General features: G+C 50.8%; 9 protein-coding genes. All 9 read right to left on the bottom strand.

Annotated features, from left to right (window positions below):
* Positions 1-256 precede the first annotated feature (256 nt).
* Positions 257-1522, bottom strand: coding sequence for a TolC family outer membrane protein (locus KDX31_00850; protein ID UTW03632.1), 1266 nt, complete (start codon positions 1520-1522; stop codon positions 257-259).
* Between the two features lie 577 nt (positions 1523-2099).
* On the bottom strand, positions 2100-4805 hold the full coding sequence (gene rnr / locus KDX31_00845; protein ID UTW03631.1) for a ribonuclease R: 2706 nt from the start codon (positions 4803-4805) through the stop codon (positions 2100-2102).
* A 178-nt stretch (positions 4806-4983) separates the two neighbouring features.
* Entirely contained in the window at positions 4984-5907 is a 924-nt protein-coding gene (gene secF / locus KDX31_00840) for a protein translocase subunit SecF (GenBank protein ID UTW03630.1), read from the bottom strand.
* A gap of 14 nt (positions 5908-5921) precedes the next feature.
* The gene (gene secD, locus KDX31_00835) at positions 5922-7772 is read right to left on the bottom strand and encodes a protein translocase subunit SecD (GenBank protein UTW03629.1); all 1851 of its coding nucleotides are present in this window, start codon (positions 7770-7772) and stop codon (positions 5922-5924) included.
* A gap of 184 nt (positions 7773-7956) precedes the next feature.
* Positions 7957-8292, bottom strand: coding sequence for a preprotein translocase subunit YajC (gene yajC, locus KDX31_00830; GenBank protein UTW03628.1), 336 nt, complete (start codon positions 8290-8292; stop codon positions 7957-7959).
* Between the two features lie 41 nt (positions 8293-8333).
* On the bottom strand, positions 8334-9458 hold the full coding sequence (tgt, locus tag KDX31_00825; protein UTW03627.1) for a tRNA guanosine(34) transglycosylase Tgt: 1125 nt from the start codon (positions 9456-9458) through the stop codon (positions 8334-8336).
* A 145-nt stretch (positions 9459-9603) separates the two neighbouring features.
* The gene (queA, locus tag KDX31_00820; GenBank protein ID UTW03626.1) at positions 9604-10638 is read right to left on the bottom strand and encodes a tRNA preQ1(34) S-adenosylmethionine ribosyltransferase-isomerase QueA; all 1035 of its coding nucleotides are present in this window, start codon (positions 10636-10638) and stop codon (positions 9604-9606) included.
* A gap of 349 nt (positions 10639-10987) precedes the next feature.
* Positions 10988-11725 (bottom strand): hypothetical protein, encoded by a 738-nt coding sequence (locus tag KDX31_00815; GenBank protein ID UTW03625.1) that lies wholly within the window; start codon positions 11723-11725, stop codon positions 10988-10990.
* Between the two features lie 99 nt (positions 11726-11824).
* Complete coding sequence (locus KDX31_00810; GenBank protein ID UTW03624.1) at positions 11825-12916, bottom strand: ethylbenzene dehydrogenase; 1092 nt, start codon at positions 12914-12916, stop codon at positions 11825-11827.
* Positions 12917-13012: the final 96 nt, after the last annotated feature.

Below are 13012 nucleotides of genomic sequence, written 5' to 3'. Positions count from 1 at the left end.
CTGCTCCATCAGATAAGTATTACGTCGCCGGGCAGTGATACCCTGACTAGTCCATATGAATTGTCTTAAATTACGATATTTGTCATAACGCATTCTGAAAAGACGATTAAATATATACGACATAATGTTCATCCAATGAATATTTCATTTAAAAAAAGCAACTATTCAATACGCTTTTTTCAGTTGATACGGAAGGAAAGCAAGCTTCTCTGCGCGATAAAACGAAACGAATTAATACGCAGAGACTACGTGCAGACTAAGACTGATCGCTTGTAAGCCAGTTGTTTATTGCTGACAGGTCTTCTTCCTGAAGCGCGCCAACCGCAAATTTCAGCCGCAAAACGTTTAGCACGTAATCGTATCGAGCCTTGATCAACGCCTGCCTTGCATCGGAAAGATCCTGTTCAACATCCAGCACTTCCACCAGGCTATTCTGACCACTACGGTAGCCTGCTGACTTAGATTTCAAACGGCTTTCCTGCGCCTGAAGAGATTTCTCAAGAGCGCCAATTTGTACAATCGCTTCATTTATACGGTGATAAGCATCATGAGCTGAACGCTCAACAGCGCGCTGTTTATCATTACGATCCTCAAGCACACTATTACGCTTTTCTAATGCCTGACGGATTTTGGCAGAGGTTTTTCCACCAGAGTAGAGGGGTAAATTAAACTGAATGACCATCTCGGTTGTATCGATATCACTGCTACCACCGAATGGTGAACCCTCAACCACAACGTTACCGTGTGTTAAGACCAGATCAAGGGTTGGATAGTGGCCGCCGCGCAAGGCCTTAATCTCTTTATCTGCCTCATTCAAACTGAGATTTAGCGCATGTAACTCTGGGTTATTCTTTGCCGCAAGCCTTACCCACTCTTCGGGATCAGATGGCACAGGCATTTCAAGTTGAATATCACTACGTAATCGGGACAGTTCGCCCGGCATAGAACCCAAAGATTCTCGCAGAGCATAGCGACTATCCATCAAACGGCTTTGCAGTTCGATCTCTTTGCTCAGAGCATTCAGGTAACGCGCAGAGGCGTCCTGCAGATCAACGGTCCTGACAAGACCCGTCTTATGTTTCTTTTCGGACACTTCATAGTGCTTCTGCATCGCTTTCTTTTCAGACTCAATGGCCTCTAGCTGATCGCTCCGCTCCAACACCAGGAAGTAACTTTCTGACAATCTTAGCAACAACTGCTGTTTGGACAGCTTATATTCGACCTCAGCGCGGTTAGCGGTGATTTTTGACTGGTCATAACGCTGCCATCGGGAGTAGTCAAATATTGACTGAGTGACTGTAAGGCCATAGCTTTCTGTGGGGTAATCGGCAGAGTTACCATAAAAGACAGCGTTATCTGACTCATTTATGGTTTTACTGGTCTCTTTGTGCTCATACTGGAGCGATATGGTCGGCAGCAAATCCGCCCGACTCAGATTGATAATTTCCTGGTCAGAGCGGTACTTATAGTATGCGGAAAGGTACTTAGTATCGCTCTCTTCAGCGACTTTCCAGACATCCATCAAGTCATCGGCCTGCACTTGAGCCGAACAAACTAATACAGAACATAAGCCCGTATTCACGATAATACGAGTTAGTTTAGAATTAAGCATGCATTCTCCCCGACCTCATCCTGAGCACTCCCAATGGTAATCTAACAGAAGGTTCAGCATCCGCCGCTAAAAATAGTTATTTAGTATTCAAAAACTGCATAGATTACTTTTTATTGATACCCAGTATGCTCAAATAACAACCAGGGTACAAACAAAATAATGTCAATAGGGAATTTTATTTATCGCATCTAAATAAACCATTAAGAATCAGGAACCTACAACAATAACCATTAAAAACAACATATTAAATACACCCTTACCACTACCCAGATTGAGCAGTGATGGTTGTTTCAAACAGGTGTATGATACGATCTGTAGCGGATTCAAGAAAAAAATAGTGCACTAGCGGTTATAATTTATACAACACGCTACTCAAGTCGCTCCTTATATATGCAAAAAGGCGGATCCCCCTGAAAGGAAATCCGCCTCTGATTTTACAACTATGCCAACCCTCGCCGACTGCGCCAGGCCAGGCCCGAGTGTGGGGTTATTTACGCGAAGTTTTACCCCGCAGCTTTTTCAACTTACGCTTTTTCGCCCGATTGCTCAGTCCTTTGGCGGGCTTTTTCGATAACCGGATCACTTCCAGTTCCGACTCACTCAAACGCACGCCTCCAGCACTCTCAGACTTTGCTTCGAACTTATTTCTGTTGCTTTTTCCGGCCCTGTCCTCTGCTGAACGTTTACGAGACGGTTTCCCCGAGCGGGCCTCGTCATCGCTTTTACCCCAGGGCGTTTTTGCATCTGTCCGGTTGCCCTGCTTAGCACGACTATGTTCGGGCTTAGCCGAAGAAGTCCCCGACGGTCTGCCTCGGGCAGGCCTACTTCCCTGGCGGCTTTCCAGCTCGGCAAGCGCTATTTTACCTTTACGCAGCAACTCCCGCTTACTCAGGCGCTTCGGTTCAGTCTCTGCACTCGCGGAATCAGCCCCGGGCTTCTCTGTCGCATCCAGCTTTTTAACCAGCTCGAAATCGATCTTGCGGTCATCCAGATCCACTCGCGCAACCTGCACCTGAACCCGGTCTCCGAGACGGAAAGATTTTCCGCTGCGCTCGCCATATAAACGTTGCAGGGCGGCATCGTAGTGATAGTAATCCCCCGGCAGCGCCGAGATATGGATCAGTCCTTCAACATAAACCTCTTCCAGCTCGACAAATACACCAAAGCCGGTCACCGCCGAAATCACGCCGCTGAACTCATCACCGACACAGTCCTGCATATACTCACATTTGAGCCAGGACATCACATCACGGGTGGCATCATCCGCGCGGCGTTCAGTCATGGAGCAGTGCTCGCCCAGCTCTACCATCTGCTCCATGGTATAGCGATGCATAAACCGCTTATCAATACGGAAGTTCTCCGGCCGGGTAACATGATGACTGTCATTATCCGAATGAATAAGCCCCCGAATGGCCCGATGAACCAGCAGATCGGGATAACGGCGTATGGGTGAGGTAAAGTGGGTGTAGGCCGGATAGTTCAGACCAAAATGCCCCTTATGCTCCGGACTGTAGACCGCCTGCGACATCGAGCGCAGCATCATCACCTGGATAACATGTTTATCCGCACGCCCTTCCAGGGACTCAGTCAGCGCCTGATAATCCGGTGGCGTCGGCTCATCCCCGCCCCCCAGACTCAGTCCCAGCGGACCGAGGTAGGTGCGCAACGCCTGCAACTTCGATTCTTTCGGACCGTCATGCACCCGGAACAGCGCAGGCTGCTTCAGTTTTTGCAGCATTTGCGCAGAGGCCACATTGGCACAGAGCATACACTCTTCAATAATCTTATGAGCATCGTTTCGCACCACCGGAACGATCTTCTCAATCTTGCGCTCTTCACTGAACAGAATACGGGTTTCGGTGGTTTCAAAATCTATCGCCCCCCGCTCCTCCCGGGCCCGGCGCAGCGCACAATACAGCTCATGCAGGTCTTCGATATGGGGCAACACTTCTGCATATTGCTGGCGCATCGCAGCACCGAAATCGGAATCCGGCTCCTGTAACATGGCGCCGACTTTGGTGTAGGTGAGTCGCGCTTTGGAGCGTATCACCGACTCATAGAAGGTATAGCCGCTGAGGTTCCCGGTAGCACTGATGGTCATCTCACACACCATCGCCAGCCGGTTTACATCCGGATTAAGCGAACACAAGCCGTTGGACAATATCTCCGGAAGCATAGGCACGACAAACTCGGGGAAATACACCGAGTTACCCCGTTTATGCGCTTCAATATCCAGCTGACTATCGGGGTGAACATAGGAGGATACATCGGCGATCGCCACCCATAAGCGCCAGCCACCGGAGCGTTTCGGTTCACAGTAGACCGCATCATCAAAATCTTTGGCGTCCTCACCATCGATGGTCACCAGCGGCAGATCACGCAGGTCGATGCGGTTTTCCACTGCAGAATCAGGTACTTCAGGGCCAAACTCACTGACCTCCTGACGTATCGCATCGGTCCATTCATTGGGGATATCATAGTTATGGATGGCAACCTTGATCTCCATGCCGGGCGCCATATGATCACCCAGCACCTCAGTCACCCGGGCGGTTGCTTTAGCCCGTTTAGACGGCGGTGTAATCAGCTCGACTACCACCAGCTGTCCCTGCTTATATTCCAGTCCGCCATCAGGGTCGGGCAGAATCTGAATATCATTGGTAATCCGCTGATTTTCCGGCGTCATATAACCGAAACCGGCATGCCCCTGAAAACGCCCAACCAGCTTATGGGTTTTGCGTTCCAGCACCTCGACAATAGCCCCCTCCATCCGGCCTTTACGATCTTCTCCGGTGGCCCGCACCAGCACCCGGTCGCCATCAAAGACCTGGCGCATCTCCCGGGCCGAGAGAAAGATATCATCACCGCCCTCATCGGGAATCAGAAAACCAAAACCATCCCGGTGCCCCATAATCCGCCCGGCAACCAGATCAAGCTTACTCAGCAGCACATACTGAGCCTTACGGTTACGCATCAACTGACCATCCCGCTCCATCGCTCGCAAGCGACGGCGCAGCGCTTCAGCACTCTCCTCATCACCAATCTCCAGCAGCACCTCTAGCTGAGGGCGGGTCAGCGGCTCTCCCTGGTCGGCCAGCAGTTGCATTATCAACTCCCGGCTGGCTATCGGGCGTTCATATTTCTCCGCTTCGCGGTCGGCGTGAGGGTCATCTGAGTAGTTTTTTGGGTCAGACATTCATCATCTTCTGTTAGGTACATTTTGAATAACTATACTCCAACAATACCTTAATCTGGAGCGTTTTACAGAACCTGTAGTGTAGTTAAACAATTGAAAAAGCGACATTCTCCAAACCGACACGCCAGAAACCAAAAAACCGGCTTTCGCCGGTTTTTTTTCATCAGACTAATACCGGTTAAGGCATTTCATCGACCTCTTCACCCTCGGGCTTCTCCGGCGGTAACAGATCCTCTTTACAGATCCCCAGCATGATCAGTATGTTCGCTGCCACATAGATAGAGGAGTAGGTACCGATAAAGACACCGACCAGAAGCGCGACCGCGAAGCCAAAGATCATCTCACCGCCAAACACTGCCAGCGCCACCAGTACCAGCAAAGTCGTCAGGGAGGTTACCAGTGTACGCCCCAGAGTCTGGCTCAGTGAGACATTCATAACATCGACCGGCTCACTCTTACGCAGCTTGCGAAAGTTCTCGCGGATACGGTCGGACACTACAATGGTATCGTTAAGCGAGTAACCGATTACCGCCAGAATAGCGGCCAGCACGGTCAGATCGAAGTCCAGCTGCAGCACAGAGAAGAATCCCAGTACGATCAGCACATCATGCCCCAGTGCGGCCACCGCACCGATGGAGAACTTAAGCTGAAAGCGGAAGGCAACGTACACCATGACCATAAACAGCGCCAGCAGCATGCCTAAACCGCCCTGCTCGCGAAGCTCTTCACCCACCTGCGCACCGACATACTCGTTGCGGCGCAACGTCAGATCCTGAGACTCACCGTCCTGCAAGGTTTGCAGCACCATATCACCCAGACTGGGATCATGAGCAACCCCCATGCGGATGAGAATATCCACCGGCGAGCCAAAGGTCTGCACGATGGCATCCTCATACCCGGCATTCTGCAGTTTATCGCGGATACCGTTCAGGTCAGGCTCTTGTTGATAACCCACTTCGATCAGTGAACCACCGGTGAAATCCAGACCAAACTTAAGTCCGTTGATCGCCAGTGAGGCGACAGAGATCAGCAGCAACGTAATCGAAAATGCGGCAGCAACTTTTCGCAGCCCCATAAAGTTATAGATTTTTTCAGTCGTCATCTTACTCTACTCCGTCAGATCGACAGTTTCTTCAGCGCACGACCGCCGTAAGCCAGATTAACCAACATCCGGGTAACCATGATCGCGGTGAACATGGAGGTCAGGATACCGACCGACAGGGTAATCGCGAACCCTTTTACCGGACCGGAGCCCATCGCAAACAGAATCACTGCCGCCAGCAGCGTCGTAATGTTGGCGTCAAAGATAGTGGAAAATGCACGGTCAAATCCGGCGCTGATCGCCGACTGAGGAGGCATACCGTTTTTCAGTTCTTCACGTATCCGGGAGAAAATCAGTACGTTGGCGTCCACAGCCATACCCACCGTGAGCACGATACCTGCGATTCCCGGCAGAGTCAGCGTCGCCGACAACATCGACATCACCGCCAGCAGCATCACCAGGTTCAGCGTCAGTGCAATATTGGCCAGTACACCAAAGCCCCGGTAGTAAGCCAGCATAAACAGCAGCACCAGAGCAAAGCCGATCTGCACCGACATCACCCCCAGCTCAATATTCTGCTCCCCCAGACTCGGTCCGACGGTACGCTCTTCAACAAAGTAGATCGGAGCGGCCAGAGCACCGGCACGCAACAACAGAGCCAGCTCAGAGGATTCGGTCGCGCTGTCCAGCCCGGTAATCCGGAAGCTGTTGCCCAGCACACTCTGAATGGTTGCCAAAGAGATAATCTTCTTCTCGACGTAAGGGATCCGCTTGGCAACCTGCTCACCCTCCACCGTTTCATAAAGGGTGCGATTCTTATGCTCAACAAACAGCACAGCCATGCGCCGCTTGATGGCGTTACGGGTGGTACGATTCATCAACTGACCGCCCTTGGCGTCCAGTGAGATATTTACCTGTGGCTGACCGTTCTCATCAAACGAGGACTGAGCGTTAGAGACACTGGAACCGGTGATAATCACGTCCTTTTCCAGGGTCGCCTCACGATTCTCATTACGGAACTCATAGGTCTCAGTAGTCACCCGTGAAGCATCGGTTTTGGCTTCCAGACGGAACTCAAGGTTCGCGGTCTTACCGATAATCCGTTTAGCCGCAGCCGCATCCTGAATACCCGGTAGCTGAACCACGATACGGTTACGTCCCTGACGCTGCACCAGCGGTTCTGCAACACCCAACTCGTTTACCCGGTTGCGCAGGGTGGTCAGGTTCTGCTTGATCGCATAATCTTCGATCTCACGGATCTTGCTTTCCAGCAATGTGATGGTGAGATAGAAAGCACCATCCATATCTTCGGTGTTAATCAGAAATTCGGAATACTCTTTACGCAGCAAGGTGACCGCCTGGTCACGCATATCGGCCGCCGAGAATTTCACCTCAAGACTACCATCCTCACGATGATCAACCGCGCGATAACGCAGTTTTTCGGAACGTAACTTGGTTTTGATCTCGCTGACATAGACATCCAGACGCTGCGCCACGGCAGACACCATGTCTACTTCCAGCAGGAAGTGCACACCACCCCGCAAATCAAGTCCCAGCTTCATCGGGCCTGCGCCAACAGATCTCAGCCATTCAGGGGTCGTGGGCGCCAGATTCAGGGCCACAACATATTTATCACCCAGCGTCTGGCTGATAACCTCTTTGGCTTCCAGCTGAGTACGACTGTCTTTGAAACGGATCAGACCGCCATTATCAGTCAGTTCTTCACCTTTAACGCTGATATCAGCCTGCTGCAAGGCTTCGGTCACCTGATCCAGCAATGGCTGGTTGACTACATTCGACTCTCGGGTGCCGGAAAGCTGAACAGCATAATCGTCAGGAAAAAGGTTGGGTGCGGCATAGATACCACAGACCAGCAGTACCAGCACGATCAGCGCATTTTTCCACAGTGGATATTTATTGAGCATGGCGCTCTGTCCCTAACTAGCCCGGTTATCAGAGCAAGCGCTTTCATCAAAAAAGGCTCGTTTCTGACCGGACTCCAATGTTTAGATTTAAACGATTCAACAAGCAGGCAACGGCCTGAACCGTCGCTGCTCTAATCACATAAAAACAACGCCACGATAGTGGCGTTTGGTTATGGATTTGTTACTAGATCTGTTTAATGGTGCCTTTTGGCAGCGCAGCACTGACATGAGTTTTCTGGAAAGTCAGCTCAGTAGTGTCATTCACGCTCAGTACCACATAGTCGTCGCTCAGACGCACAACTTTACCGATCAGACCACCGGCGGTGATCACTTCATCACCCTTGCTCAGTCCGTTCAGCAGCGCTTTATGTTCTTTGGCGCGTTTTGCCTGAGGACGCCACATAAACATGTAAAAAATAACACCGAAGCCAACCAGAAAAATCAGATTGAACATACTTGGATCTAAACCACCCGGTCCGGCAGCTGCTTCAGCGTAAGCTGGAGAGATAAAAAAGCTCATTACGGCTTCTCCTAATACTTAATAAAATCAATAAATTAAAGTCAAACTTCAACGTTAAGAGGCGGTGTTTCCATCCCCTTAAGATGGTAGAACTGGTCAACAAAGTCGTCCAATTTACCCTGTTCAATGGCCTGACGCAATCCGGCCATAACTTCCTGATAATAGTGTAGGTTATGGATGGTATTCAGCTGTGAGCCAACAATCTCCTTACACTTATCAAGATGGTGCAGATAGGCACGGCTGAAATTCTGACAGGTGTAGCAGCTGCACTGCTCATCTAACGGCCGTGTATCGGTCTTATTCGCAGAGTTGCGCAGTTTGACCACCCCGTTACGGGTAAACAGATGGCCGTTACGCGCATTACGGGTGGGCATGACACAATCAAACATATCCACACCGCGGCGAACACCTTCCACGATATCTTCCGGCTTCCCCACACCCATCAGATAGCGGGGCTTATCTTCCGGCATCTGGTGAGCCAGATGATCCAGTACCTTTACCATCTCCTCTTTCGGCTCACCCACGGACAAGCCACCAATGGCATAACCATCGAAGCCGATCTCATTCAGCCCCTCGATTGATTCATCCCGAAGATGGGGATACATGCCACCCTGCACGATACCAAACAGCGCAGAAGGACTGTCGCCATGGGCCGCTTTGGAACGTTTTGCCCAGCGCAGGGAGAGACGCATCGAGTCGGCGGCCTCAATCTCGGTGGCCGGATATGGCGTGCACTCATCGAAGATCATCACGATATCAGAGCCCAGATCTTTCTGAACCTGCATCGACTCTTCCGGCCCCATAAATACCTTGGAACCATTCACCGGTGACTGAAAGTGCACCCCCGCTTCCGTAATCTTACGCATCGCGCCCAGGCTAAACACCTGAAAACCACCGGAGTCGGTCAGAATAGGACCGTTCCAGTTCATAAAATCATGCAGGTCGCCATGCGCCTTAATCACTTCAGTGCCCGGTCGCAGCATCAGGTGAAAGGTATTCCCCAGAATAATCTGCGCACCGATCGCCTCAATATCTTTCGGCAACATCCCCTTAACCGAGCCATAAGTACCCACAGGCATAAACGCCGGCGTTTCCACATCGCCACGGGGGAAACTCAAACGGCCGCGACGGGCTTTGCCATCGGTCGCCAGACGTTCAAACTTCATAAAACATTCTCTGCTCACAATCTGTCCTAAATAAGTTACCTGAACTCAGGTTTCGCCTGGGGAGTTGCGATCTTCTCCCTATATAAGGCTGAATAAAATAAATTAAAGGCTGATCGCTGTTTTTTCGACTCAGACCGCCCTTCTGCTAACGATCTTTTTTGGATAAAAACATCGCATCGCCATAACTGAAGAAACGATAACGCTGCGCCACCGCTTCTTTATAAGCCGCCATCATATGCTCATAACCGGCAAACGCCGACACCAGCATAAGCAACGTCGACTCCGGCAGATGAAAATTGGTGATCAGCAGGTCGACCGTGCGGAACTGATACCCCGGAAAGATAAAGATATCCGTATCACCAAAAAAGGGCTGAATCTCGCCATCCTGGCTGGCGGTTTCCAGGCAGCGTACCGAAGTGGTTCCCACGGCAAGCACCCGGTTTCCCCGCGCTTTGGTTTCCCGTACCGCCTGACACACCGCTTCCGGCACTTCGATATATTCAGCATGCATCTTATGATCCTGAATATTATCGACTTTCACCGGACGGAAGGTCCCGGCCCCCACATGCAGGGTGACAAAAGCTTTGTTCACACCCTTCTCGGCCAGACGGTCGAGCAGTGCATCATCGAAATGCAGGCCGGCGGTTGGCGCTGCGACAGCCCCCGGCTTTTCGTTATAAACGGTCTGATAACGTTCCCGGTCAGACAGCTCATCTTCCCGCTTCATATAGGGAGGCAACGGCATATGGCCGAACTGTTCCAGTGCCTCGACCAGGTGCACATCCTGCAGCTCAAACTGCAACTCAAACAGGTCATCATGACGGGCCACCATGGTTGCTTTCAGGCCACCCTCAAACGTCAGTTCTGCGCCAGGTTTGGGCGACCGGCTGGAGCGGATATGGGCCAGTGCAGAGCGCTCATCCAGTACCCGTTCGACCAGCACCTCGATCTTACCGCCGGAGGCCTTCTGGCCAAACATCCGCGCCGGAATAACCCGGGTATTATTGAACACTACCAGATCACCGGGTTCCAGCAGATCCAGCACGTCGAAGAACTGCCGGTGCTGAAACTCACCGCTGTTACCATCCACACAGAACAACCGGCTGTCGCTGCGCTTCTCCAGTGGATAGCGGGCGATAAGCTCGTCGGGTAGATCAAAGTGAAAATCTTTTACCTGCATAGAGAAACGTTAACCTGACACGCAATAATTAGCTGAAACCGACGGGCAATCCAGTAACCGGCCGATAAAAAGGGAGCATATCCTACCCGGTTTACGGTAAAACTTCAGCTAAATTAGACGCGGAAAGACGATCTCAGGCATCAGAAAAAAGCTCGTCAGGGGAGAGGCAACAGGAGTCAACCGAACCCGTGCAGCCGGAAGCGAGCAAAATCGCGCCTGTTAATGAATGAAAGCATCGACCACCTCCGGGTCAATGCTTATCAGAAGAGCTTATCAAACTGGCTTTTTTAGCCCGGCCGGTCAAAAACGGGAAGCCGTATTATTCAGCCCGGTGCTCGTAAGACTAAGGCTAATGCTCAGATTCAGGCTCAAGCACTATCGCCGGTAACCGAAACCAGAGATTCAACAGACACAAGCCACTCATTGCACACACAGCACCGATCTCGACAGACCCTGCCACCGATATCACATAGGCAAAGCCACTGAAGAATTTTGTCAGCCACCAGGACGCGATATCCAGCCACAATGCGATCCAGCCTGCAGAGATCAGCAGCGTTTTAATCCAGCTAGCATAACTGCTATAAGCCATGACCATTGAAACAAGTACTAAGAATACGGCGATACCAAACAGGTGGATATGGGCTGTTTTTGCCATTTTCGTCCAGCTATACCCACCCTCGGTGTATTGCACTATATCCTCGTAGTGACTGAAAGGCATCGAGGTAATCGCCTTGCTCATCTGGGAATTACGGCTATGACACTTCTGACAATCCTCTTCGAGGATATACATCACCTCCTCTTTGAAGAAGGCATCATTCTTCGCCCCCTCTGCGATCCATTGAGCGATCAGATCGATATCACTATCTTCAGCAACATATTGATACATTGAGCCTTTCATGGCTGAGATCAACAGTGAGTCGCTGTAATGGGATCTCACTTTCTCCATCTCCGGAATATTAAAACCGCGGTCATGCTGAGAATAGAGTAAGCCAATCAGGGTGACCGCACTGAGCGCGCCCAGAATAACGGTTATAAGAAAACCGGACAGTCCCAGCTTTGCAGAGAATTCAAGTGAGTTTATACGCATAGATCAGCCCTTATCAGGTAACTTGGCAAGACCGGACGCCCGTCTTCGCCTGAAGAAGAGCATCCCATTTATCAGTACTGCATTGCTGCACTGATTCAGTTACTTAAAGATGAGATCATACGCTCCTTCATGATAGAGATGATCAATCTGCGAGTTATCAAACACCGAGATCCCGAAGCTGTAAGCCTGGCTCAGGTCACTGAACTGAACATCCTGAACTCCGGCATTCTCGCCGCTAGTCACCAGCGCCCGTTTGATTTCGATGGTCCACCGACCATCCTGCCACTCCCCTTTCGCCCAGATATCCCCCCGGGAGCCGGTAAACGCTTCAGACATAATCCCCGGAACCTGGTCACCCGGTTTAAAGGTATCCACAAAAGGGGTCTTCTGGGAGGGGGTAATGGTAAAGCCATCCACATTACCCTGGCTGCGATTCATAAACGCAGGTCCGGTCTTTTCGGCATTCACATTATCAACATAGCCACCGCCGGTTTTACTATCCCCGTGACGCCCCCAGTTTTTATTCACTGACGGATCATTCACACTGTCGATAAACTGGTCATCAATCAGCCCCAGTGGATTCATGCGTACACTTTTCCAGTGCCACATATCGATAGTCTGACCGTCCCGGGTATATTTACGCCCCGGCGCTTTGCCTGTCTGATCAAAGCCATTAATTTTGCCGTCATCATCCTGCATATGACAGGCGACATCACAGCCTTTCTTAGCGAACCCCCGGGCATTAATGTTCCACAACAGTGCCAGCTTATCTTCATAGTAAACATTATCGTGGCCGGTCTGATCCTTATCTTTCAACTGTTTCCATGAACCATCCGCCTGTTTTTCCCAGGGGAAACGGGCCAGGCTTTTAGTCGGATCATCGTACTGAATAAGAAAATAGACGAAGTTCTCATCATAGAGGGATTTAAGCTGCACACTGACACCGGTCATCCCGCCATAGTTGTTCGCTTTATAGGGCAGGTTATCGAGCTGAACACGCAATTCCGGGGCGTTATCCCATGCGCTTTCAGCCATACCATCCAGTGTGATTGTGGTATCAGTCTTTACACTGGTAAGCGTCTCGTTGGCGGCCTGAACGGCACCACTTAACGTTATGCCGCTTAAAGCAACGCCACTCAGGATCACCAGTGAACCAACAAAACCGGCTCGCGCTTTAATGAATCTTTGCATAGATCAACCCTCAAGCTGTGTGAATCAGAGAATTACATCCCTGTTATTTTTTATCGATTTTTTCAACTATAGCTCAAAGCGAGAGCCTGCAAGACA

The sequence above is a fragment of the Amphritea atlantica genome, assembly GCA_024397875.1.
Taxonomy (GTDB): domain Bacteria; phylum Pseudomonadota; class Gammaproteobacteria; order Pseudomonadales; family Balneatricaceae; genus Amphritea; species Amphritea atlantica_B.
Note: the sequence above shows the minus strand (reverse complement) of the source record. Positions and strands in the feature narration are given on the sequence as shown.

Excerpts from the sequence above, each read along its gene's own strand:
- KDX31_00850 (UTW03632.1), bottom strand. The coding sequence starts at position 1,522 with ATGGATGTCTGGAAAGTCGCTGAAGAGAGCGATACTAAGTACCTTTCC.
- rnr (UTW03631.1), bottom strand. The coding sequence starts at position 4,805 with ATGTCTGACCCAAAAAACTACTCAGATGACCCTCACGCCGACCGCGAA.
- secF (UTW03630.1), bottom strand. The coding sequence starts at position 5,907 with ATGACGACTGAAAAAATCTATAACTTTATGGGGCTGCGAAAAGTTGCT.
- secD (UTW03629.1), bottom strand. The coding sequence starts at position 7,772 with ATGCTCAATAAATATCCACTGTGGAAAAATGCGCTGATCGTGCTGGTA.
- yajC (UTW03628.1), bottom strand. The coding sequence starts at position 8,292 with ATGAGCTTTTTTATCTCTCCAGCTTACGCTGAAGCAGCTGCCGGACCG.
- tgt (UTW03627.1), bottom strand. The coding sequence starts at position 9,458 with ATGAAGTTTGAACGTCTGGCGACCGATGGCAAAGCCCGTCGCGGCCGT.
- queA (UTW03626.1), bottom strand. The coding sequence starts at position 10,638 with ATGCAGGTAAAAGATTTTCACTTTGATCTACCCGACGAGCTTATCGCC.
- KDX31_00815 (UTW03625.1), bottom strand. The coding sequence starts at position 11,725 with ATGCGTATAAACTCACTTGAATTCTCTGCAAAGCTGGGACTGTCCGGT.
- KDX31_00810 (UTW03624.1), bottom strand. The coding sequence starts at position 12,916 with ATGCAAAGATTCATTAAAGCGCGAGCCGGTTTTGTTGGTTCACTGGTG.